Source organism: Actinomadura sp. 3N407, assembly GCF_052245875.1.
In the GTDB taxonomy this organism is placed as follows: domain Bacteria; phylum Actinomycetota; class Actinomycetes; order Streptosporangiales; family Streptosporangiaceae; genus Spirillospora.
Genome location: NZ_JBQQBP010000009.1, coordinates 42,077 through 65,514, shown reverse-complemented (window position 1 = coordinate 65,514; position 23,438 = coordinate 42,077). Strand labels below are relative to the sequence as shown.

Genomic DNA, 23,438 nt, shown 5'->3' with positions numbered 1-23,438 from the left:
CACGCGCGCAGGGGCGCGCTCGACCCCGGCTGGTCAGCAGGAGGAGCGCGCGAAGGCGGTGGCCGGACGCCAGATGGAGGCGGACGGTCGGACAGTCCTGTCCGGACTATGAGGGTTTTCCGGCGAACTGCAAGGATCACCAGGACTCATCCCGACCACCTCCTTTCACACCTCGGCAAAGCCTGTGGAAGCTTACCAGCCGACATTTAGGACGCCGTCCACAACGGTCACGTTCACGCGTGCGGATGTGACACCCGTCTCGGTCGGCCCTCCGTCCCGGCGGGGCTTGTGCCCCGGCTCCCAGTAAGCTCGCGTGACGTGCGAGTACTCGTCCTTGGATCGGGTGGCCGCGAGCATGCGCTCGCCCGCGCCCTGCATCGTGACCCTGCCGTCACCGCCCTCCACTGCGCTCCGGGCAATCCGGGCACGGCCGGGATCGCGGACAATCATCAGCTCGATCCCACCGATCCCGTGGCGGTGACGGAGCTGGCCGGGCGGCTGCGGGCGGATCTCGTGGTCGTCGGCCCGGAGGCGGTGCTGGTGGCGGGCGTCGGCGACGCGCTGCGCAAGGCGGGGTTCCCGTGTTTCGGGCCGGACCGGGCGGCGGCGCGGATCGAGGCGTCGAAGGCGTTCGCGAAGGAGGTCATGGCGGCGGCCGGGGTTCCGACCGCCGATGCGCGGGTCTGCGACACGAGCGCGGAGGCGGAGGAGGCACTGGACGCGTTCGGCCCGCCTTATGTGGTGAAGGACGACGGTCTCGCGGCCGGGAAGGGCGTCGTCGTCACCGGGGACCGCGCGGCCGCGTCCGGGCACGCCGCCGCATGCGGGCGAGTCGTCATCGAGGAGTTCCTGGACGGCCCCGAGGTCTCCCTGTTCGCCCTGTGCGACGGTGAGCACGCCGTTCCGCTGCTGCCCGCGCAGGACTTCAAGCGCGCATACGACGGCGACGAAGGGCCCAACACGGGCGGTATGGGCGCGTACACCCCGCTTCCGTGGGCGCCGCCCGAGCTGGTGGACGAAGTCATGTCCTCGGTCGTCCAGCCCGCCGTGGACGAGCTGCGCCGCCGCGAGATCCCGTACGTGGGCGTCCTGTACGCGGGGCTGGCGCTGACGTCCAGGGGCGTGCGCGTGGTGGAGTTCAACGCGCGCTTCGGCGATCCCGAGACGCAGGTCGTCCTGGACCGGCTGGCCACCCCGATCGCGACGCTGCTGCAAGGGTGCGCGATCGGCGGCCTGGATCCCGCGTTCCGGCCCGAGTGGCGTCCCGGCGCGGCCGTCACGGTGGTCGTGGCCGCCGAGGGGTACCCGTCCGCCCCGGTGAAGGGCGACGAGATCACCGGTCTGGACGAGGCGTCCGAGGTCGAGGGCGCCTACGTCCTGCACGCGGGCACGAAGCTGGACGCGGAGGGACGTCTCGTCACGGCCGGCGGCCGCGTCCTGAACGTCGTCGGCACCGGACCCGACCTGGCCACCGCCCGCGAGGCCGCCTACGAGGCCGTCTCGAAGATCGCCCTACGCGGCTCCCACCACCGCACGGACATCGCCGATCTCTAGTTGGTGCCCGGACGGCTACACCAGCCACCAACCCCGGCCCCGCACCGGCCGGAACCACCGCGATCGCGTCCGAAGGCAGTTCCGAGCCTGCGAGGGACTGATCGCGCAGCGAGCCGCAAGGCGAGCCGGAGCGATGCAGCGATCGCACCGCGGTGCCGCCGAAGGAGGGCCCGCCAGGGCCCGACGCCAAGGCCCCGCAATAATGAAAGAGTGATCGAGCGGTACACCCTTCCGGAGATGGGACGCGTCTGGAGTGACGCGCACAAATACGAGCTGTGGTGCCAGGTGGAGGTCCTCGTCGTCGAGGCCCACGCCGAGGCAGGCACGATCCCGCCGGAGGTGGTCGAGCCGGTCCGCAAGGCGCCGCCGCCGACGCCCGAGGCGGTGCACGCGATCGAGGCGGTCACTCAGCATGACGTGATCGCCTTCCTGTCGGCGTGGGCGGACAGCACCGAGCCCCGCGAGGCCGCCCGGTACGTCCACTTCGGCATGACGTCGTCCGACCTGCTCGACACGGCGCTCGCGCTGCAGCTCGTCGAGGCCACCGACATCCTGCTCGCGAAGGCCGACGCGCTCGTCGCGACGCTGCGCGACCACGCTCTCGCGCACCGGGCGACGCTGCGGGTCGGGCGGACGCACGGCATCCACGGCGAGCCTGACGTGTGGGGGCACCGCGTCGCCGACTTCGCGTTCGCCATGGCCCGGTCCCGCGACCGGCTGCGGCGCGCCCGGGAGGCCGTCGGGGTGATGGCGATCTCCGGCGCGGTCGGGACGTACTCCAACATCGACCCCGCGATCGAGCTGCACGTCGCCCGCAGGCTCGGCCTGACGAGCGCGGACGTGTCGACGCAGGTCGTGATGCGGGACGGCATCGGGGAGTGGGTCTCAGCCCTGGCGATCATGGCGACGGTGTGCGAGGCGATCGCGCTGGAGGTCAGGCATGGCCAGCGCACGGAGGTCCGCGAGCTGTGGGAGCCGTTCGGCAAGGGCCAGAAGGGCTCGTCGGCGATGCCGCACAAGAAGAACCCGATCATCTCGGAGCGGCTGGCGGGGATGGCACGGATCGTGCGCGCCCAGATCGTCCCGGTTCTGGAGGGCATCCCGCTGTGGCACGAGCGCGACATCTCGCACTCGTCCACGGAGCGGATCGCGCTGCCGGACGCGTCCGTCGCCCTCGACTACATGCTGAACCTGACGAACCGCCTCATGTCCGGACTTGTCGTGGACGAGGCGCGGATGAAGGCCAACCTGGAGTCGACCGGCGGCCTGATCTACACCTCGACCGTGCTGCTGGAACTCGTCGAGGCGGGCATGTCACGCGACGACGAGGCGTACCCGCTCGTCCAGAAGGCCGCGATGGAGACGTGGGAGAGCGGCACGCCGTTCCGCGAGACGCTGCGCAAGCACGCCACGGAGGCGGACCTGACGCTGGACGAGGCGCGCCTGGACGAAGTGTGCCGCCCCGAGCGTTTCGTCGAACGCCTGGGGCCCGTCTTCGACCGCCTCACCGACCTCCAATGACCCCTTCGCCGGCCTGACGGGAGGGATCTTGACGGCGACCCTGACCGAACTGAACGCCTACCCGCTCAAGAGCGGCGGCGGAACCGCTCTGCACAGCGCCGAGCTGACCGCCACGGGCCTGCCGTTCGACCGCGAGTTCATGCTCGTCACCCCGGAGGGCCGCTTCCTGTCGCAGCGGGACCTCGCGAAGATGGCGCTGATGCGGCCGTCCTACGACGGCGAGATCCTCACCGTGGACGTCCCGGACGCCTCACCGCTCGTCCACAAGGCCACGGGTGACGGCGAGGTCGTGGACGTGGTCGTCCAGCGGAAGGAATGCCAGGGCGTCGACCAGGGCGACGAGGCGGCCGCGTGGTTCTCGTCCCTGCTCGGCCAGGACTGCCGGATGGTGCGCTTCACCGGCCACAGGCCCACGTCGCGGGGCGAAGGCGAGGTGATGTTCGCCGACGGGTACCCGCTGCTGCTCATCTCCGCCGAGTCCCTCGCCGACCTCAACGCGCGCCTGGACGAGCCGCTGCCGATGAACCGGTTCCGCCCCAGCCTCGTCATCGAGGGGCTCGGCGCGTTCGCCGAGGACACCGCCCGCCTCCTGCGCGTCGGCGAGACCGTCATCGAGGCGGTCAAGCCGTGCAGGCGATGCGTCATCACCACCACCGACCAGGAGACCGCCGAACGCGGCCGGGAGCCGCTGCGGACGCTCGCCGCCTACCGCACCCGCGACCGCGGCATCCAGTTCGGCCAGAACTGCGTGCCCCGCACGCTCGGCACCCTCACGCTCGGCGACCCGGTGGAGATCCTGGAAGCGCACTGACTCAGCCGACGACCTGGTCGGTCTCGTTGCCGTAGCGGTCCTTGATGACGGTCGGGACGATCTCCACGGTGAGGCCCGGAAGCGACGGGACGGCGGAGCTCCCCGCCACGGGACGCAGAACGGCCGTGAGATCGTCCAGAGCGGTCAGGGGGACATGCACGTCCAGCACGCCCTCCAGCGGCTCCTCGACGGCGTAGGCGTCACCGGGATAGAACGTGATCCTGGCGTCGTCGCTCTGAAGGATCAGCTCGCGGCCGAACGGGAGGCGTCCCCGGAGGGATTCGGCGATGTGCGGGGCCTGGTACGCGCCGAGCCGCAGCGTCGTCGATCCGGCGGCGCGCTCCCACTCCACCTTGGGGACGTACAGCATGCCGCCGCTGGAACCGTCCCGCGCACTGCCCTCCTCGACGGCCCGGGCGACATCGGGGCGCGCCATCAGGGACGACCGGTCGATGTCGGTGACGAACAGCGGCATGTGCGGCGCGAGCACCTTCATCAGCTCGTCGGCCTTCCACTGGCGCAGCGCCTCGTACTCGTCCTCGGCCAGCCCGACGACCTGCAGGAAGAGGACCCGGCCGTGCGGCGTCGAGATCTCCCCGAGCTCCGGGTCGGCGACGAAGGTGACCGCGCGGATCTGCGAGTCGTCGCGGTCGGCGTTGAGCGGCCCGTTGGCGTTCATGTGGTGGCCGGGCTCGAACCAGTTGCCCGACTTGAACACGTACCGGCCGAGGTTCTGCAGCAGGTTCGGCGCCCACATCGGCGGAGTCGCCTCCGCCGGGTCGCGGGCGACGCGGAACGTGAACTCGAAACCCCAGCCCGACTCGTCCGGATTCTCGGACTCCTTCTCGTACAGCTCGGTCATGCCGTACGAGACGAAGTGCCAGTGCGGGACGGGTTCCGTCCGCGGGTAGGCGCTGATGCCGTCGAGCGGGTCGGGGCCGCCCAACGACCATTTGAGGACGGTTCCAAGGTGCAGTGGGCTCGCATCCCCGTAGAGGGGCCGCAGGGCGCCGTCGATGGCGTCCCATCCGGGTGATTCATCCATGGATGATCACCATAGACTCCACCGCGGACGCCGCGCCGCCCCTTCGCTCACCTTGGAATCTTCCGCGGGAGGCGAACCTTCGGGGTGCTTCGGGTGTCTCAACGAACAGAACCTACGCCACGGTGGCGCGGGCCGGACACCACACAGCCGGGCCGATGGTTTACTGGGGTCGCGTTGGCGCAGAGGGGGGACACCGTTCGGCGCGCTCGGCCCTCGTGCTCCCACTTGCAGGCACGTAACCCGCACCCGAGAAGGAGTATGGCGGCATGAGCATGGGCCACGAGGTTCGCTATCGCGTGCGCGGCGGCAGGCAGCTGCACGGCACCGTCTTCGTCCAGGGCGCGAAGAACGCCGTCCTGCCGATGATCGGTGCCTCGCTGATGGCCGCCAAGGGACGGACCGTCCTGCGCAACGTGCCGATCATCGAGGACGTGCGGCGGGCGGTGGAGCTCGCGCGGGCCGTGGGGGCGAAGGCCGAGCTGCACGAGACCGAGCGGACCCTGGTGATCGACGCGTCGTCGCTGAGCAGCCCGGTGCTGCCCGCGGAGATCGCGTCCCAGTTCCGCGGCTCGTTCCTGTTCGTCCCGGCGCTGCTGCACCGGCTCGGCGAGGCGATCATCGAGGGCGTCGGCGGCTGCAATCTCGGCAGCCGCAACCTGGACTTCCACTACAACGGCTTCAAGCGGATGGGCGCCACGGTCACCGAGCACGTGGCCGACAACGGCGACGGCATCATCCACATCAAGGCCGGCGACCTGCGCGGCGGGACGCTGTACTGCGACACCCCGTCGCACACCGGCACCGAGAACCTGATCATGGCGGCGGCGCTGGCGCACGGCACCACGCTGATCAAGAACGCGGCGCTGGAGCCCGAGGTGCTGGACAACATCGCGATCCTGCAGGCGATGGGAGCCAAGATCAGCGGCGGCGGCACCGGGTTCGTCACCGTCGAGGGCGTGGACGAGCTGACCGCCGTCGAGCACACCGTGATGCCCGACCGGATCGACGCCGGCGTGTTCGTGATGGCCGCGGCGATCACCGGCGGCGACCTCAGCCTCGTCGGCGCCACCCTGGAGCATCTCGGCGTCGCCGCCGACAAGCTGGAGCAGATGGGCGTGGAGTTCCACCAGCAGGGCGCGGTGCTCCAGGTCCGCCGCGACCGGACGCTGCGTCCGATCAACGTCATCACCGACGAGTACCCGGGCTTCGCCACCGACCTGCAGTCACCCATCATGGCGCTGTCCTGCCTGGCCGACGGCCCGTCCTACGTCTATGAGCGGATCTTCGACGGCCGGTTCAAGCTGGCCGACGAGCTCGGCAAGATGGGCGCCGACATCGAGGTGGACGGCAACCGCGCCAAGGTGAACGGTCCGCGGGCCCTGCGCGGCGCGGAGGTCGAGGCGCACGACCTGCGGTGCGGCAGCGCCCTCGTCCTGGCCGGCCTCGCCGCCGAGGGCGAGACGACGATCACCTCGGCCTACTACCTGGACCGCGGTCACGCGCACACCGCCGAGCGCCTGTCCCAGCTCGGCGCGGAGATCGTCCGCGAGGCCGATTGACCGGGCGCCGGAAGGCCGTGCACCGACCGGACGCCGGGCGGTGCACGGCCTGATTCGGCCGATTGTGGCCCCGTCCTGACCAACTCCGGAGTGACACCTGACGGGCACTGTAACGCGGAGTCGTGAAGTGGTTCGGCAATGCGTGACGAGCTGACTACGGATCGCTGGGCCACCGCGTCCCCCGGTCCCCCACGACGGGCCCGTTGAGCTGGGGAGAAAACACCTGGAACGGTCCGCTTCGGCCAGGCCGTAACGCGGTAAAAAATCACCGGCTCCGATCGCCGCGGCCGCAACACCGGATCACTCGTCTTTCCAGGCGGGCTGACACCGGGACGGACAAGTTTCGGCCCGCGTGTAAACCAAACGGACACCGTAGGGGTCTCTCCAGTGCGTGACGGCGTCAGGAGAGGCCCCCAGACGTGTTTTCGGGTCTTGTTTTTCAACTTCGGACGCCCGAAGATGCAGGATCAAGGCTGGCCGAATGGTGACAAATTACTGACCAGGGGGTCCCGTAGGTTACTTTTTCGCCGCACTCTTGATTCGATTTCGCGTCCGGGCGTCACACAACGTCGCCCTGACCCGATCTGCCAGAGAAGGCGTCTCCTTCCGCCCCCGGGCGGATGAGGTTGCGGGAAGCAGCTTTCTTCCGCTTCAGGGTGGGGGCTGTGGAAGCAGCTTTCTTCCGCTTCAGGGTGGTGGGTGGGGGCTGTGGGAAGGCGAATCGCACGGGAACTGCGGTGCTGGGTCAGAAAGCAGGGGCGACAAGCCATGAGTCAACCGTTGGGCGGAGCGTGCGCGAACGCGTGGTCGGGGTCGGACCCCCGCCGAGAGGATGGACCGGAAGCGAGCGATCATCGATGACGGCCGCACGAACGGGGTCGGTCACCCCCGACCTCACGATCGGCGTCGTAGGCCCGCATGACCTTGTCGAAAGGGTCATGCTCATGGGCCACGGCCCCACACCGGTACCGAGCCGGCTGGTGGCCGCCGCATACCGAGACGAACAGGAGGCGGCCGACAAGGTCGTGCGGCTGGGATCGGGCGTGGACGTGTGCCTGTTCGCCAGCCCCGTCCCCTACGACTTCGCACGCAAGGCGGGCGTGCTCACCATGCCCGCCACGTACGTCCCGCTGAACGGCGCGGCCCTGCAGGGCGCGCTGCTGCGGGCCTCCCTCGACGAACGCTTCGACCCGGCCAGGGTGAGCATCGACGTGCTCGGCCGCGCCGAGGTCGAGGAGGCGTACTCCGAGATCAGCCTGGGCACCGAGCAGGTGCATCTGCGCGAAGAGGCGGCGGGCCCCGGCACGCTCGCCGCCTTCCACGAGCGGCTGTGGCGGCGCGGCGCGACCACGGTCGCGATGACCTGCGTGCACGCCACCGCGGAACGGATGGAGATGGCCGGCGTGCCGACCCTCCGCGTCCGCCCGACCGGCGCGGCCATCCGCAGCTCCTTGCAGACGGCGGCGCTGCTCGGCGCCCACCATCGGCTGGAGGAGTCGCAGCTCGTCGTGGTGCTGGTGGACGTACCGACGCTGCGCGAGACACCGCGCCGCGTCACGCCGCGCTACTGGCGGGACGAACTGAAGCTCGCGCTGCACCGGGTGCTGCTCCAGGAGGCGCACCGGATGAACGCGTCGGTGTGGCCGCTGGACGACCACAGCTACCTGGTCATCGCGACGCGCGGCTCGGTCACCGCGTCCACCGAAGGGTTCCGGACGCCGCCGTTCGTCGAACGCGTCCGCGAGGAACTCGGCCTCGCGATCGAGGTCGGCATCGGCATGGGCCGCACCGCGCACGAGGCGGAGAACCACGCCCGCGCCGCGCTGGCCCGCTCGCAGAGTTCCCAGCGTGCGCAGGGCTTCGCCCTGGACCGCGACGGCCGGGCCCTCGTCCCGGCGCCGCGCACACCGCCGCGCACCCCTCCGCAGGCCAAGCCCAAGGGCCTGGAGATCCTCGCGCGCCTCGCCGACAAGCTCGGCGACCAGGAGCAGCCGCTGATCGTCGACGCGGAGAACGCCGGAAAGATGCTGGGCGTCACCCCCCGCACCGCCCGCCGCCTCCTGCGCACCCTCGTCGAGGAGGGTCTCGCCTGGCCACTGCCCCCGAACCGCACTCCGCAGCCAGGCCGCCCGAGGCAGCTCTACCGCCTGATAGTCGAGAAACTAGGTCCCGCCAAGACAAGTTGACCCACCCCCCAGCGGGAGACCCCAACCGTCGGCCTCAACACTCGCGATCGCGACCGAAGGCAGGTTTCGAGCCTGCGAGAAACCTGATCGCGCAGCGAGCCGCCAGGCGAGCCGAAGCGATGCAACGGTCGCACTGCAGTGCCCGCCGAAGGAGGGCCCCCAGACCGGGGGCCGACTACACGACCGCCAAGGGCACTGCAATCAAACAGGGAATCCCTTGGCGACGGCCAGGAACGCGTCGTTCTCCTCGGGGGAGCCGATCGAGACGCGGGCACCCTCACCGGCGAACGGGCGGACGCTCACTCCCTGGGCGTCGCAGGCCTCGGAGAACTCCATCGTCCGGTCGCCGAGGCGCAGCCAGACGAAGTTGGCCTCCGTGGGCGGGACCGTCCAGCCGTCGGCGAGGAGGGCGCCGCGGACGCGGTCGCGTTCCTTCACCGTCCCCTCGACGCGCTCCAGCAGCTCGTCCGTCGCCTCCAGCGACGCGATGCCCGCGGCCTGCGCGATCGAGTTCACGCTGAACGGCAGGAACGTCTTGCGGATCGCGCCCGCCACCACCGGGTGCGCGACGAGGAACCCGATGCGCAGGCCGGCGAGCCCGTACGCCTTGGAGAACGTCCGCAGGATCGCCAGGTTCGGGCGGTCGCCGTACAGCGTGAGCCCGTCCGGGACCTCCTCGTCGCGGATGTACTCGCGGTACGCCTCGTCCAGCACGACCAGGCAGTCGGCGGGGACGCGGTCGAGGAACGCCTCGAGTTCCGCGCGCCGGACGGCGGTGCCCGTCGGGTTGTTCGGGTTGCAGACGAAGATCAGCCGCGTCCGGTCCGTGATCGCGTCGGCCATCGCGGCGAGATCGTGCGTCTCGTCCCGCAGCGGCACCTGGACGCCCGTCGCGCCCGACAGCGACACCAGCAGCGGGTACGCCTCGAACGACCGCCACGCGTACACGACCTCGGCGCCCGGCTCGGCGGCGGCCTCCAGGAGCATCTGGGTCACCCCGACCGAGCCGCAGCCCACCGCGACCTGGTCGGCGGGGACGCCGCAGAACGACGCGATCGCGTCGGTCAGCGCGGTGGCGTTGTTGTCGGGGTAGCGGTTGACGTTCCTCGCCGCCTCGCCGATCGCGTCCACGACCGACGGGAGCGGGCCGTGCGGCGACTCGTTCGACGACAGCTTGAACGAGCGGCTCTCGGGCGACACCACGACCTTGCCGGGCTTGTAAGCCACGAACCGGTCGAGGACGGAGCGGAAGCGCGGAGTGGTTGCCTCGGACACCGTTGTCCTCCATCTTGCAGGGGTGATGGCCCCAGCCTACGCAGCGCCCTCCATCACGCGGTACGCCGCATCATCCAGCAAACCGCCACGATACGGACGAACTCCCAGTCGTGGGTGTCGTCCGGCCACCAGCCGCGCTTGAACGCGCCCTCGGCGAAACGCCGCAGGTACTCCATCAGCTCCTGTTCGCCGGGCTGCCCGAGTTCCTCCCGGAGGCTGGCGACATGCTGGTCGACGGCGGCCGCCAGGCCCGGGGAACCGGCCATCTCCGCGACGCCGGCCTCCCCGATGTCCCTGACGAGCAGGCTGAGCACTTCGGGCGAGTCACCGTTCATAGCGTGCGAAACTAGCAACCGTCCCGCGACGCCGTGAAATCACCCCTGGTCAAGAAACCCGGGGACGCAGCATCGGCGGGCGCAGCTGCTCCGCGTCGCCCCGCCGGTACAGCCGCGCGGGACGGCCGCCGTCCCGCGTCGTCGTCCGGTCGGTGGGGATGAGGAACCGGTCGGCGCCGGTGACCTTCCGGTGGAAGTTCCGCGGATCCAGGCTCGTCCCCCACACGATCTCGTAGACGCGGCGCAGCTCCGCGACGGTGAACTCGGGCGGGCAGAACGCGGCGGCCAGCGACGTGTACTCCAGCTTGGCGCGCGCCCGCTCCATCCCGTCGCACAGGATCCGCCGGTGGTCGAACGCGGCCCGGTCGTGGTGGACGAGATCGTCCGCGACCGTCCACAGCACCTGCGCCCGGCTGGACGCGGGCAGATCCGGCGCCAGACCCAGGTAGGCGACACTGACCACCCGCTGCCGGGGATCCCGGTCGGGATACCCGTAGGTGGCGAGCTGCTCCAGGTGGATCCGCACGTCCGCGAGGCCCGCCCGCTCCGCCATCAGCCGGGACGCGGCGGCCGGCAGGTCCTCGTCGAGCTGGATGAATCCGCCCGGCAGCGACCACGCCCCCTCGTACGGCGCCCGGTCACGCCGCCACCGCAGCGCGCACAGGCGCTGCTCCCGCACGGTGAGCACGACAAGATCGACGGAAACGGCGAGCCGCGGGACGGACATGAAACGAACTTAGCCGCAGTGACCCACCGCACGCGCCCGGACCGTCACTCCGGACCCAAAGATCACGAAGGCCCGGCCGGATGCCGGCCGGGCCTCACGACGACGGACGCTCAGTCGTCCTTGGGGGCGTCGACGGGGACGGCCGGGGCCGCCGGGGCGGAACCGTTCTGGCCGCCGTGACCGTTCTGGACGTTCATGTTGCCGAGGAGCTGGCGGGCGAGGCCGAGGCCGGTGCCGCCCAGCGTGAGGGCCTTGGCGAGCATGTCCTCGATGCCCTGGGCGCCGTTGAGCACGACCATGTTGTCGACGTTGCCGAACACGCCGGCGCCCGCCTCGACGATCTGCGGCCACTGCTCGGCGAGCTGCTGGGCGATGACGGCGTCGGTGTTCTCGGCCAGCGCCACCGCGCGGGCCTTGATCGCCTCCGCCTCGGCGAGACCCTTCTGGCGGGTCGCGTCGGCCTCGGCCTCACCGAGGAGCCGGATGGCCTCGGACTCCCGCTGCGCCTTCAGCTGGACCTCGGTCGCCGCGGCCTGGGCGTAGGAGATGCGCTCCTCGCGCTCGGCCTCGGCCAGCTTGACCTGCTCGTACGCCTTGGCGTCCGCGGGCTTGCGGATCTCGCTCTCGAGCCGCTTCTCGGTCCGCTCGGCCTCGAGCTCGGCGTTGCGGGTCTCCTTGAGGATGACCTCCTGCCGGGCCTGCTGCGCGGCCTGCTGCACCTGGCCCTCGTACTCGGCCTTCTTCATCTCGGTGTCCCGGATGACGGCGGCGTTCTGCCGCTCGGTCTCCTGCTCGCGCTCGGTGGCCTCCTGGTTGCGCTCGGCCTCGGCGATGCGGGCGGCGGAGGCGACCTTGGCGGCGTGCGGGCGGCCGAGGTTGGTGATGTAGTCGGTCTCGTCGTCGATCTCCTGGATCTGCAGGGAGTCGACGACCAGGCCGAGCTTGCTCATCTCGTCGGCGGCGGAGCTGCGGGTCTCGCTGGTGAGACGCTCGCGGTTGAGGATGAGGTCCTCGACGGTCAGGTTGCCGATGATGGAACGCAGGTGGCCGGTGAACAGCTCGTGGATCGCCCCGTCCATCGAGGCCTGCTGCTCAAGGAAGCGCCGCGCCGCGTTGGCGATCGAAACCAGGTCGTCGCCGACCTTGTAGATGACCACGCCCCGGACCTTGACCGGGATGCCCTGCTGCGTCACGCAGCTCACTTCGAGGTTGGCGGCGCGGCTGTCGAGCTGCAGCCGCCGCGACACCTGGAAGCCCGGCAGGACGGACGTCCCCTTGCCCGTCACGATTTTGAACCCGAGGCTGTCCATGCCGTCGATCGGCTTGGACTTGGCGCCGAGCCCGGAAATGATCAGGGCCTCGTTCGGCTCGGCGACCCGCCAGACCAGCTTGAACAAGATGATCAGCAGGACGAAGGCGACGACGGCTGCGATGGCCACGGCGAGTACGGGCATACGGCCTCCTCTTCATTTATGGGGCGGCCGACCGCGGGGCGGGCGCCGCAGAGTTTCCCAGTAGACGCGGGAAACGGGCGTTCGGTTCATTACTGGCCGAGTGCGGCCGCCACGTACACCGTGCGGGGCGGCTGGTACTCGACCACCACGACGATCACCCCGACGCCGATCTCGTCGCGGGGGTCCACAGGATGGGCGTAGAAGGCCTCGACCCCGCCGCGGATCGGGATCATCACCTCCCCGACCAGCCCCGGCCCGATCTTGCCGGTCACCCGGCCCTCCCTGCCGATCAAAAGACAAAACCCCCACGCTGGACTGGAATGCTCGAAGCCGCTCTCCGCGCACGTAAGGCGAACGTTATCCGGTGGATGAGACGGATAGCGACCCACGCTCCCACGGACGGATCCGCCGGTCATGAACCCCGGCCGACGGCCGCCACCGAGGCGATCCGCCCCGGCGCGGCCGGGGGTTCCGGACGGGCTACGGCAGGATGCGGTCGGCCTGGGCCAGGGAGTCGCGGGCCAGGCGTTCGGCCTCCGCGCGGGTGGCCCGGGGGCCGTAGACGGTGATCGTCGCGAGGTAGTGGCGGCCCCGGACCACGACGTACCAGGTGCGGGCGCGGGTGTCGCCGCTGGTGGTGGCGACGCCCACGGTGCGGGAGCCCTCGCCGATGTCGCCCTTCGGAGACTCCGCCACCCGATGCTGCGACCACTGGGAGCCGACCTTGGTGCGAAACCTCAGGCAGCCGCTGGGGACGCGGGCGTTGACCTGCTTCTCGGCGTCGGCGGCGGACATGCCCATCAGGGTCTCGGTGACGGTCTGCCCCCGCTTGGCGAAGGTGACGAGCGCCGCGGGGACGTCGCCGGGCAGGGTGCCGCCGGGACGGCCCGTTCCGCAGCGGGGTTTGTCCAGTTCGGCCGCGCGCTGGAGCCTGGCGGCGTTCTGGATGGCCTTGAGCGTGCCGTACGAGCCCGAGTCGGGCTCTCCGGCCTTCTGGTAACCGGGCACTTCGGTGAGGAGTGCCTGGGCGAGCTGGTCGGAGGTGTAGCCGACGCCCGCCACCTCGGCGGGGGCGGTGCCGTGGACGGGGCGGGCGCGTTCACCGGCGTCACCGCATGCGGAGACCGCGGCGGCCGTCGACAGCAGCATGATCGGGAGGAGCCTGTGCGCCATGGCGGTGACCTTACGGCGCAGAGGGTGCGAGTCGCCCCGGACGACACGCGTTGGGGGCGAACCGGCCGACTCGTCGTTCCCGCCGGTTCAGCCTTGTTCGGCTCGTTCGTTGTACTCGGCGGCGTACTCCTGGCCGGACATCTTCTGGATCGTCTCGACGATCTCGTCGGTGATGGCGCGGCGGGCCTTGGCGGGCGGCAGGTCGCCGTAGTGGGAGAAGTCCATCGGGGGGCCGATCCGCACGGTGGGGCGGGGGCCGAAGACGCGCGGCATGGACGCGCCGAGCGGCTGGATCTTCTCGGTGCCCTCCAGCGCGACGGGCAGGACGCGGGCGCCGGACTCCAGGACGAGCCAGCCGACCCCGGTGCGGCCGCGGTACAGCCGCCCGTCGGGCGAACGGGTGCCCTCCGGGTAGATCGCGAAGGCGCCGGCGTTGTCGAGGACCTCGGCGGCCTGCTCCAGCGCGCCCATCGCGGCGCGCCGGGCGCCGCGCCGGACCGGGACGTGGCCGAGGTTGGTGAGGAACCATCGGACGAAGCTCCTCTTCAGCCCGCCGCCCTCGAAGTAGTCGGACTTGGCGATGTAGGTGACCGGCCGGGGCACCGCCAGGGGGATGATGAAGCTGTCGATGAACGACAGGTGGTTGCTCGCGACGATGAGCGGCCCGTAGCTCGGCACGTTCTCCCCGCCCACGACCCGCGGACGGAAAAGCAGCCAGAGGATCGGACGCACCACGCGCGTCATGAACGTGTAGAACATCCAGCCTCCCGAATTCGCCACCGACACTGTAACGTCTGCGTCGATCCGGGCCCGAGTCAGCGCCCGCCTTTCTGTCCGCCGGTCGGGTCAGGAATTGCCCAACCGCAGGTCAAGACCGATGCGAGCGGCCTTATTCACCATTTCTTACTATACAGTAAGTTTCTCTTCAGTAAGTTATTGACCCGTTTCCGGGATCTCCCGGGACGCGGCCGGACGCTCCGGACGATCCGTCAGGTAGGGTCTACACCGGAGACCGGACGGCCGTCTCGGGCATGTTACGGTCCGGGGCACCGCCGGGGCGACCTGGTCCTTTTCCCGGGAAGTGCTTGGAATGCGGGCACGGGTGCGCAATCCTGAGGAGTCACCTGAGATGGCCGGGTACCACCGGATGGGGCGTGAGGTGACCATGGACTTCGACATCAACCTGATGCGCGACGACCGGTGCACTCTCGTACGCGTGCACGGCGACATCGACGTGGTGTCACGCACGCGCTTCGAAGAGGCCCTGTTCGAGGTCGTGGACTCGGGCGAACCCCTGGTCGTCGACATGCGCGAGGTCACGTTCTGCGACTCCACGGGCCTGAACGCGATCGTCGCCGCCAACCGCCGCGCCGGTGAGCGCGGCACCTCCGTCGCCCTCGTCGCGCTGCCGCCGCGCGTCCAGCGGGTCTTCCGCATCACCGGGATCGACAAGTTCATCCCGATCTACGACACCCTCCGGGAAGCCATCGTCGCCCTCCCCACCACCACGCGTCCCTGACGAGTACGCACGCCAGAGGTCGCAACCGCGACCACGCAACAACCTGAGGCGTCGCGATCGCGTCCGAAGGCGGGTTCGAGCGAAGCGAGAACCTGATCGCGCAGCGAGCCGCAAGGCGAGCCGAAGCGATGCAGCGATCGCACCGCAGTCCCCGCCGAAGGAGGGCGCCCTGGCGCCCGACGCCAAGGGAACTGCAATGAACTACGTGCAGCCCTCGAACTGGGGGACGTGGGGGTTCAGCTTGAGGCCCGAGTCCCCGAACCACTTGTTCAGGAGCCGCGCGGCCGTGCCGTCCTGGTACATGCTGGTGATGGCGCGGTTGACGACCTCGCAGCCCTTCAGGTCGCCCTTCTTGAGGCCGACGCCGTACTTCTCGTCCGTGAACGGCGCGTTGATCATGCGGCCGGGGCGGCCGGCGGCGAACCCGGCGAGGATCAGGTCGTCGGTCGACACGGCGTCGAGTCTCCCGGCGGCGAGCGCGTCCATGCAGGCCCCGTAGGTGCCGACGGTGACGGGCTGCGCGGCGACCTTGCGCTCCTCGATGACGCGGCGCCAGGAGTTGGAGCCGGTCACCTCGCAGATCCGCTTGCCCTTCAGGTCCCGCACGTCGTTGATCGAGGTGGCGTCGGCGCGGACGAAGGTGTCCTGGTGCGCGACGTAGTACGGGCCGGCGAAGGTCACCTTCATCTTGCGCCGCGCCGTGATCGAGTACGTCGCGACGATCATGTCGACGGTGCCCTTGGCCAGCGCCTCCTCGCGGACGGACGAGTTCGTCGTCCTGAACGTGATGCGGTCCTCGGGGACGCCGAGCCTCCCCGCGATGTAGGTGGCGACATCGACGTCGAAGCCCTCGTAGGTGCCGTCCTGGCGTTTCACGCCGAGGGCGGGCTGGTCCGCCTTCACACCGATGACGAGGGAGTCCTTGCCGGCCACGGTCTCCTCCTCGGTGCCGCCGAGGCCGCAGGCCGGCAGCCCGGCCGCGGCGGCCAGGAACGCGGCTGCCGCGGCGATGACACGGGTGGCGCGCATGCTCGTCTCCCTTTCAGCGGAACTCGGCCAGCCGGGGGCGGACCCCCGCGAGGATCAGCAGGGCGATGACGGCGGCGCCGCCCGCCGGCACGGCGTTCCAGCCGCGCAGCCCGCCGTCGGCGTCGTCGATCGCCTCGTCGAACGCGTCCTGGTGGACGGCCGTCAGCTCGCTCAGCGCCTTGTCGTAGGCGCCGAAGTCGCTGATCGCGTTGGACGTGCGGCCCATCCGCACGTCGACGGCCGCGGCCCGGTCCCCGGACGACGCGAGCTGCCGCATCCGCGCGTCGTTGCGCTGGACGGTCCGGTACGCCTGGAGCGTCCTCTGCAGTGCGTCCGCCTCGCGGCCCCGCTCCGCCGTGCGCGCCTCGTCCCCGAAGAAGCCGAGGAACGGGACGTTGTCCTGCCCGGCCTTGTACGAGCCGAGCTTCCCCTCAAGGCCCGCGTAGTAGTTCGCCAGGTTCACCGGCTTGTCTCCGATGTCCGGGTAGATCACCGACAGGGACTTGTCGAGGTAGGTCTGCTCGTAGGTGTCGGCGCGTCCCGGGTCGAGGAGGTAGCGGCTCTCGTCGGCGAACGCGCTGTGGCTGATCGCGCGGGCCCGGGACAGCTGGAGGATCGAGTCGAATCCGTCCTCCTTGGCCTTCCGCATGTGCCCGGCCTGGGCGGTCAGCAGGCTGGCCCCCACGGCGGTGAGGGCCAGCGCGGCGAGCGTCGCCAGCACCAGCGGGACGTTCAGGACGCGGCGGAACGTCCGCGCGAGGTAGAGCTGCGTGGCGATCAGGAACAGCAGCACGACGAGGCCGGTCACGGCGACCCATGTGCGTCCCGCCAGCACGGCCGAGCGTTTCGTCTCGTACTGCTGCCGGACCTGCGCCCCCGTGTCGAGCGTGATGTTGTACGCCTTGGGCAGGAGCTGGAGCTTCATCAGGTCGGTCGCCTGCCGGTAGGCGTCGACGACCTCCTGCGGCAGTTCCCCCGGCGCGTGATCGGCCTGCGCGTCGAGTTCCATGGCGCGCCCGACGAGCCGCTCGTACTTGCCGAGGCCGTCCAGCACCTCCTGGACGGTGCGGCGTAGTGCCTCGTCGCTGCCGGCGAGCTGCGCGGCCTGCACCGCCGCCGCGTCGGCCTCCGCGCGGCGCCGCTCGTACACCTTCAGCGACTCGTCGTAGCCGATGCCGAGGTCGTGGTCGCGGCCGATCAGCAGGATGTTGGAGACCTGCGCGTCCATGTCGCTCAGCGCGAAGTACAGGGTGCCGGTCGCGACGACCTGCGGGCCCGCGTCGTGGCCGATCGTCTGGACGGAGTCGCGCGCGTTCCCGATCGCCACGGTCAGGACCGCCAGCAGCACCAGGATGGCGGCCAGGCACAGCACCACGTGGGTGCCGATGCGGCCGGGGATGGTCCGGAGCCACCGGCCGCGCACGAACGTCCTCAGGCGTCCCGCGCGGGGCCGCCCGGTGTCCGCGGGCGCCGGCGACGCGGGCGGCCTCGGCGCGGGGGGCGGCGGCCCTGCCGGCGAACTGCGAGACGGAGTCATCGTCATGACGGGCCTTCCTGCAGGGACAGGGTGATCGTCGTCCAGGCGCCGACGTGGATGCGGTCGCCGTCGGCCATCGGCACCGGCGTGTTCACCTCGATCGGCTCCGTTCCGCCGTTCACCGTGGTGCCGTTGGTCGAACCGGGATCGACCAGGTGCCAGGTTCCGTCCGGCTGTGCGAGCAGGACGGCGTGCAGGTGCGAGACGCCGGGGTCCTCGGGGGGCGCGCTCAGGTCGATCTCGGGGAGGATCGCGCGGGACGTGCTGCGCCGCCCGATCCGGACCTGGTCGCCGATCAGCGGGACGCGGCGCTCCGGGCTGTACGGCGGGAACGCCAGCGCCGCCGCGTCCGGCCCCATCTGCGCGATCACCATGTCGAAGTAGGCGCGGTCGGCGGCGATCAGCGCCGACGGGCCCGCCGGGGCGAGCCGCGGGCTGCTCGTCCGCTGCGACGGCACCAGCGGCCTCGGCCGGGCGGCGCGGGCGACCGACAGCCGGGCGGTGTGGAGGGCGCCGGTCTCGAAGTCGTACCCGTCGACCTCGCAGAAGCGTCCGGAGCGGGGCGTGCCGCAGTGCGGGCAGGTGGGGGACGCGGCCTTGTCCGGCCCCGCCTCGGCCTCCGGCGCGGACTCCGGCGCGGGCGCGGCGGCGGGCGCGGCGAACTCGGCGCGCTGCGCGCCGTCCATGAGGTCGCCGCACACGTCGCAGTAGTCGGTGGCCTCGGACGTGTGCCCGCTCGGGCAGACCGGCATGAGCGTCAGCCTCCTCGCGCCTCGTCGCCGTGGCGGGTCCGAACGGTCCGGACGGAACGGGTGTCGAGCGACATCTCGTCCGCCTTGGACACCTCCCGCTTCAGCCGCACCGTGCCCCGTACCGGGTCGATGACGTCGACGACCCGGTCCAGCAGGCCGGAGATCTGCTCGTTGCCGACCTCCCGCGCCAGCACCACCGCTCGTCCGAGCCTGGCCGTCGCGGTGTCCTCGTCGCCTCCCCGCCTCGCCTCCAGGCCCTCCTGGATGGCGTCGGCCAGCTCCGACTGCCCGGTGTGGTGCGCGACGCGCCCGTTGATCCGCGTCGACCTGGCCTCGTCGTCGGTCCACTCGGCCAGGACGTTCCCGGACGCGAGGACCTGGTCACCGGCGATGAGCTTCACCCAGGCGGCCCGCATCTGCCGCCCCACATCGCCGGGCTGCACCTCGACGCACACGTGGTACTCGCGGTTCTCGTCGCCCCACGCGCCCAGCGGATAGTCGCCGGTCTGCGTCCCGGACTCGACGCGCCTGCCGGTCAGGTCCTCCACGGCCGGCACCATCTGCTTGATGAACCGCAGCTCCGCCTGCTGCGGCGTCCACACGCGCAGCGACACGTCCGCGACCTCCTTGCTCATCGCGGCCTGCGTCATCGCGAGGAAGTCGGCCTCCAGGTCCGCCGGGTCGGGGACGTCGAGGAACCCGCCCAGCAGCGCCGAGGTGATCTTGCGGACCTCGGCGACGTCCCAGTCGGTGCCGACGCCGCGCGCGTCGCACTGGAAATGCCCCGAGCACTGCCGCAGCGCAGCGTCCAGCTCCTCGGCCGTCTCGTGCTGGTTCTTGCCGTCGGTCAGCAGGATCGCGTGCTTGACGGCGTCCTCGTAGCCGGTGAACAGCCGGTCGGCGAGCCGCAGCCACGACCCGATCGCCGTCCCGCCGGCCGCCTCCAGCCGCCCCACCGCCTGCGCGGCGCTCCGCCGGGACGTGTCGTTGGCCTCGGCGAGCCGCTCCCCCTGCGGGTAGATCATGCGCGGCTGGTTCGCGCCCGCGACGACGGCGAACCGCACCCCGTCGCGCAGCACGTTCACCGCCGCCCGCGCCGCCCTCTTGGCGGCGGCCATCTTGCCCCGGTAGGACATCGACCCCGAGGTGTCGATGATGATGATCTCCGCGGCGGGCACCCGTCCGCTGCCCGTCCCCCCGCCGCCACCGCCGGACGAGCGCGCCTCCACGGTCACGATCGCGTGCATCTCCCGCCCCCCGGCCGGGAGGTAGGGGTTCTGGTCCACGCGGACCGCGAACTCGGGGAAATCGCTCATCTGCCCGGCTCCCTGCTCGGTTCTGGCGGCGGACAGGGGAGCACCGCCACCGTGACGTTGTCGTGCCCGCCCGCGTCGAGCGCCGCCCGCAGCAGCCGCCGCGCCGCGCCGAGCGGCCCGTCCGGACCGCCCGCGCCGTCCGCGCCGTCCGCGCCCAGTGCCACGGCCGCGAGGTCGGCGGCCTCGGGCAGGTGGTTCCACAGTCCGTCGCTGCAGAGCAGCACAAGCCCAGGGGCGGCGGGCCGGAACGCCGCGAGCCGCGGCTCGACCGCGCCCGCGTCCGCGCCCAGCCACGCGGTCAGCAGATGCGCCCGCCGGTCGGCCCACGCGTCCGCCGCGCCCATCTCCCCGCGCTCGACCATCCGCGCGGCCCACGAGTCGTCCCGCGTCAGCAAGCGCGGGGCGCTGCCGTACGAGGCCCCGGCCGGCAGCCAGTACGCCCGGCTGTCCCCGATCCACCCGACGGTGACGTCCGGCCCGTCGACGATGGCCGAGACGAACGTGCACGCGGGCGCGGACTCCGAGTCCCTGGCGAGCCCCGTGACGACCTCGCCCGCCCGCACCGCCGCCTCGCGTGTGGCCTCCCCCGCGTCCGTGCCCAGCGAGACGCGTCCCGCCAGGACGGCCACCGCGGCGTCGGCGGCCAGCCGCGACGCCTCCTCCGACCCCGGCGCGGTCGCGACACCGTCGCACACCACCGCGCACGCCCCGGTGGGCAGCGCCGCCAGCGCGAACGCGTCCTCGTTCCGGCGGCGCCGCAGCCCGAGGTCGCTCACCGCCGCCGCGAACCCGCCCAGCTCCGCCTCGACGTGCTCCCGCCCGCTCGGCTGCCGGAACCCGCACTGCTCGCAGTACCCGTCCGCGCCGACGGCGCCGTCCCCGCAGTCCGTGCACACGCCCGTCCCGGCCACGTGCCCAGGGCCGTGCGACGGCCGCGCATCGGACACGGTCGCCGAGCCGGGCACGGTCGTCGGGCCGGGCACGATTGTCGGGCCGGGCACGGTCGTCGGGCCGGGCGCGGTCGTCGGGTCGGGGCGGCCGCATTCCTCGCAGAAGCGGTCGTGTTCGTGGACGGGCTCGCCGCAGGTGCGGCAGAGCCCGATGTGGGTGTGCTGGTCCGCGTCCATCGTCAGAACAGCGTCCTCGGGCGCACCGCGTTGGCCCGTTTGACCATCGCGTGCCGGTGCTCGGTGCCATCGGCGAGCTTGGCGAGGACGCGGTAGGTGTCCTCCAGCTTCGCGCGCAGCGACGCCTCGTCCAGGTCGGTGCCGAGGATCTGCCGGCGGGAGCCCGCCGGCGGCGCCGGGGTCCGGTCGGCGCGGACCCAGGCCAGCGCGGCCTCCAGCAGCTCGGCGGCGAACGCGGCGGTGCGTTCGGTGTCGAGCCGCAGGGACGACAGGCGCCGGCCGGCCTCGACGAGCGTGGCGGCGTTCAGCTCACCCGGACGGCGACCCCGGACGGCGGTGGCGACGGCGGCGAGCTGCGCGGCGAGGTAGTGGCTGGAAACACGGGGAACCGAGTCCAGCACGCGCTCGGCGGCCTGGCGGTCACCGGCGGCGAGACGGGCGCGGGCGAGGCCGAACACGGCGCTCACATGGGTCGGGTCCGTGCGCCAGACCTTCTCGTAGAAGCGGTCGGCGTTCGCCATGTCGCCCAGGATCTCGTGGCAGAAGGCGAGTGCCAGCTTGGGCGCCTGCTCGCCCGGCGCGAGGTCGTACAGGTCGTTGAAGACGGCGGCGGCCTCCGCGCCGCGCCCGCCCGCGAGGGCGCGGACACCGCGGTACCAGTCGACGCGCCAGTCGTCGGGGACCTCGGCGGCGATCTCTTCGAGGAGCCGCCGGGCGCCGTCCAGGTCGTCCATCTCGATCCGGACCCGGACCAGCGCGAGGCGTACCTCCCGGGACGCGACCGGCGCGGCGCTCAGCGCGGCCGCCAGGTCGCCCGGGTCGCGGGCGGTGAGCCCGGCCAGGAACGCGGCGGCCGGGTCGGAGCCGTACACCAGCGGGACGGGCAGCGCCGCGGCGGCGGCGGGCGGCTCCAGCGGCGCGAGGATGGGCCCCGCCGCGCCGCCGTCCCCGCCGGACGGCATGGTGATCTCGGCGCCTGCGGTGTGCTGCTCGGCGCCGAACAGCGGCGACGGCGCGGGCCGCGGGCGCCCGTCCTCGGCCGACAGCACCTCGCGCAGGACGCCGGTGAGCTGCTCGGCCATCTCGGCGGCGGTCTGGAAGCGGCGGGCCGGGTCCGGATGCGTGGCGCGGCGCAGCAGCCGGTGGTACGACTCGTGCCGCTGGAACAGCGGGACCTCGTCGCGGGGCGGCAGGCTGCGCAGATGCCGTCCGGTGTAGCCGCGGAACGGGAAGCTCAGCACGGCCAGCGTCCGGCCCACGGTGTACAGGTCGGACGTGATCGACGGGCCCTGCGAGCCGATCTCGGGCGCCTGGTAGCCGGGCGTACCGAAGATCGGGCTGTCGACGTCGAACGCGCGGCGCACCCCGCCGAGGTCGATCAGCTTGAGCTGCTCCTCGGACTGGATGGCGTTGTCCGGCTTGAAGTCGCAGTACAGCAGCCCGACGCCGTGCAGGTAGCCGAGGGCGCTCAGCACCTCCAGCCCGTACGCGATCACCTGGGGGAGGGGGAGCGCCGCCTGGTCGCCGTGGTCGCGGCGGGTGCTCAGCAGGATGTCCTTCAGCGACCGGCCGCCGACGTACTCCATCACGATGTAGCCGGAGTCGTCGTGCCGGACGAAGTTGTAGATCTTGACGATGTTGGGGTGCTCGACCTCGGCGAGGAACGCGCGCTCGGCGGTCGCGGCGGCCAGCGAGTCGGCGTCCCCGGTGTCCAGCAGGCCCTTGAGGACGACCCACCGTTCGCTGACGTTGTGGTCGCGGGCCAGGTAGACCCAGCCGAGCCCGCCGTGCGCCAGGCAGCCGAGCACCTCGTACTGGCCGCCGATCATCTCGCCGGCCCGGAGCTTCGGCGTGAACGAGAACGGGTGCCCGCAGTTGCGGCAGAACCCCTCGGTGCGGCCGGGACGCCCGCCCCGGCTCCGCCCGACCTTCTCGTCGCAGCGGCTGCAGTAGCGCCGGTTCTCCGGCACCTCGGGCGTCTCCATGATCGCCGAGGCGGGGTCGCGGGCGGGGACGGGCGGCACCTCGACGAGCCCGGCGCCGAGCATCCCGCGCCTGCTGGCGCCGCTGGAGCCCGTCCCCCGGGTACCGCCGCGCGACGCCGTGCGCCCGGACCCGATCGTTCCCCGCCCGCTGCCCGCCGAGTCGCCGGAGGCCGAGCCGCGGCCGCTCGGCCCGCTCGGGCGGGACGGGCCGGACGAGCCCGGCTGCCTGGTGGTCGGGGGCGCGGCGGGGGTCCGCGTCGTCACCGCGGCGGGCGCCGGCGGCCGGCCGGCGGGTGCCGGCGGGGTCGTGTACGGACCGGACGGCGCGGACGGCCGCGCGGGCGGCACCGACCGGGCGGGCTGCGCAGCCGGGCTGCCGGGCCGCGGCGCCTGCGGAGACGGCACGGGCTGCGCCGATGGTGCGGGCTGCGCTGAGGGTGCGGGCTGCGCTGAGGGTGCGGATTGCGCTGAGGGTGCGGCCGGAGCCGGTTGTGCGACCGGGGCCGGTTGTGCGACCGGGGCGGGGGCGGGTT

General features: G+C 71.9%; 20 protein-coding genes. 6 read left to right on the top strand and 14 right to left on the bottom strand.

Features of this window, described 5'->3' with window-relative positions:
* The first annotated feature begins 318 nt into the window (after positions 1-318).
* The 3 genes from purD to ACTWPP_RS23015 all read left to right on the top strand — a co-directional run bounded on the left by purD (position 319) and on the right by ACTWPP_RS23015 (position 3,886).
* A complete protein-coding gene (purD, locus tag ACTWPP_RS23025; RefSeq protein WP_443106400.1) occupies positions 319-1,554 on the top strand; it encodes a phosphoribosylamine--glycine ligase in 1,236 nt (411 codons plus the stop codon).
* Positions 1,555-1,764: 210 nt separating this feature from the next.
* The gene (gene purB, locus ACTWPP_RS23020; RefSeq protein WP_443106399.1) at positions 1,765-3,075 is read left to right on the top strand and encodes an adenylosuccinate lyase; all 1,311 of its coding nucleotides are present in this window, start codon (positions 1,765-1,767) and stop codon (positions 3,073-3,075) included.
* Between the two features lie 28 nt (positions 3,076-3,103).
* Positions 3,104-3,886, top strand: coding sequence for an MOSC domain-containing protein (locus ACTWPP_RS23015; protein WP_443106398.1), 783 nt, complete (start codon positions 3,104-3,106; stop codon positions 3,884-3,886).
* Position 3,887: 1 nt separating this feature from the next.
* On the opposite strand, the gene ACTWPP_RS23010 is transcribed toward ACTWPP_RS23015, so the two are convergent.
* Positions 3,888-4,931 (bottom strand): suppressor of fused domain protein, encoded by a 1,044-nt coding sequence (locus ACTWPP_RS23010; RefSeq protein WP_443106397.1) that lies wholly within the window; start codon positions 4,929-4,931, stop codon positions 3,888-3,890.
* Positions 4,932-5,203: 272 nt separating this feature from the next.
* Between ACTWPP_RS23010 and murA the strand changes: the two genes are divergently transcribed.
* Complete coding sequence (gene murA, locus ACTWPP_RS23005; RefSeq protein ID WP_443106693.1) at positions 5,204-6,490, top strand: UDP-N-acetylglucosamine 1-carboxyvinyltransferase; 1,287 nt, start codon at positions 5,204-5,206, stop codon at positions 6,488-6,490.
* An 857-nt stretch (positions 6,491-7,347) separates the two neighbouring features.
* A complete protein-coding gene (locus ACTWPP_RS23000) occupies positions 7,348-8,676 on the top strand; it encodes a transcriptional regulator (protein ID WP_443106396.1) in 1,329 nt (442 codons plus the stop codon).
* A gap of 201 nt (positions 8,677-8,877) precedes the next feature.
* On the opposite strand, the gene hisC is transcribed toward ACTWPP_RS23000, so the two are convergent.
* The 7 genes from hisC to ACTWPP_RS22965 all read right to left on the bottom strand — a co-directional run bounded on the left by hisC (position 8,878) and on the right by ACTWPP_RS22965 (position 14,399).
* A complete protein-coding gene (gene hisC, locus ACTWPP_RS22995; RefSeq protein WP_443106395.1) occupies positions 8,878-9,951 on the bottom strand; it encodes a histidinol-phosphate transaminase in 1,074 nt (357 codons plus the stop codon).
* A gap of 53 nt (positions 9,952-10,004) precedes the next feature.
* The gene (locus tag ACTWPP_RS22990) at positions 10,005-10,286 is read right to left on the bottom strand and encodes a DUF6401 family natural product biosynthesis protein (protein ID WP_443106394.1); all 282 of its coding nucleotides are present in this window, start codon (positions 10,284-10,286) and stop codon (positions 10,005-10,007) included.
* A 49-nt stretch (positions 10,287-10,335) separates the two neighbouring features.
* Positions 10,336-11,013: an NUDIX hydrolase gene (locus ACTWPP_RS22985; RefSeq protein WP_358464893.1), complete on the bottom strand. Its 678-nt coding sequence runs from the start codon at positions 11,011-11,013 to the stop codon at positions 10,336-10,338.
* 110 nt (positions 11,014-11,123) lie between these two features.
* Positions 11,124-12,467 (bottom strand): flotillin family protein, encoded by a 1,344-nt coding sequence (locus ACTWPP_RS22980; RefSeq protein WP_443106393.1) that lies wholly within the window; start codon positions 12,465-12,467, stop codon positions 11,124-11,126.
* An 89-nt stretch (positions 12,468-12,556) separates the two neighbouring features.
* The gene (locus ACTWPP_RS22975) at positions 12,557-12,739 is read right to left on the bottom strand and encodes a hypothetical protein (protein ID WP_443106392.1); all 183 of its coding nucleotides are present in this window, start codon (positions 12,737-12,739) and stop codon (positions 12,557-12,559) included.
* Positions 12,740-12,947: 208 nt separating this feature from the next.
* Entirely contained in the window at positions 12,948-13,640 is a 693-nt protein-coding gene (locus ACTWPP_RS22970; protein ID WP_443106391.1) for a hypothetical protein, read from the bottom strand.
* Between the two features lie 87 nt (positions 13,641-13,727).
* The gene (locus ACTWPP_RS22965) at positions 13,728-14,399 is read right to left on the bottom strand and encodes a lysophospholipid acyltransferase family protein (RefSeq protein ID WP_443106390.1); all 672 of its coding nucleotides are present in this window, start codon (positions 14,397-14,399) and stop codon (positions 13,728-13,730) included.
* Positions 14,400-14,769: 370 nt separating this feature from the next.
* Here ACTWPP_RS22965 and ACTWPP_RS22960 point away from each other — a divergent pair, with 370 nt between their 5' ends.
* Positions 14,770-15,159 carry an STAS domain-containing protein gene (locus ACTWPP_RS22960; protein ID WP_443106389.1) on the top strand — a complete coding sequence of 130 codons (390 nt, stop codon included), beginning with the start codon at positions 14,770-14,772 and terminating at the stop codon, positions 15,157-15,159.
* 201 nt (positions 15,160-15,360) lie between these two features.
* On the opposite strand, the gene ACTWPP_RS22955 is transcribed toward ACTWPP_RS22960, so the two are convergent.
* From ACTWPP_RS22955 to ACTWPP_RS22930, 6 genes are all read right to left on the bottom strand, one after another.
* The gene (locus tag ACTWPP_RS22955) at positions 15,361-16,188 is read right to left on the bottom strand and encodes a glutamate ABC transporter substrate-binding protein (RefSeq protein WP_443106388.1); all 828 of its coding nucleotides are present in this window, start codon (positions 16,186-16,188) and stop codon (positions 15,361-15,363) included.
* A 13-nt stretch (positions 16,189-16,201) separates the two neighbouring features.
* Positions 16,202-17,611: a hypothetical protein gene (locus ACTWPP_RS22950; RefSeq protein ID WP_443106387.1), complete on the bottom strand. Its 1,410-nt coding sequence runs from the start codon at positions 17,609-17,611 to the stop codon at positions 16,202-16,204.
* A gap of 116 nt (positions 17,612-17,727) precedes the next feature.
* Positions 17,728-18,477, bottom strand: coding sequence for an FHA domain-containing protein (locus tag ACTWPP_RS22945; RefSeq protein WP_443106386.1), 750 nt, complete (start codon positions 18,475-18,477; stop codon positions 17,728-17,730).
* Positions 18,478-18,482: 5 nt separating this feature from the next.
* On the bottom strand, positions 18,483-19,793 hold the full coding sequence (locus tag ACTWPP_RS22940; RefSeq protein WP_443106385.1) for a VWA domain-containing protein: 1,311 nt from the start codon (positions 19,791-19,793) through the stop codon (positions 18,483-18,485).
* Complete coding sequence (locus tag ACTWPP_RS22935) at positions 19,790-20,920, bottom strand: PP2C family protein-serine/threonine phosphatase (RefSeq protein WP_443106384.1); 1,131 nt, start codon at positions 20,918-20,920, stop codon at positions 19,790-19,792. Before ACTWPP_RS22935 ends, ACTWPP_RS22940 begins: the two co-directional genes overlap by 4 nt.
* Before the next feature lie 2 nt (positions 20,921-20,922).
* Entirely contained in the window at positions 20,923-22,968 is a 2,046-nt protein-coding gene (locus ACTWPP_RS22930; RefSeq protein WP_443106692.1) for a tetratricopeptide repeat protein, read from the bottom strand.
* Positions 22,969-23,438: the final 470 nt, after the last annotated feature.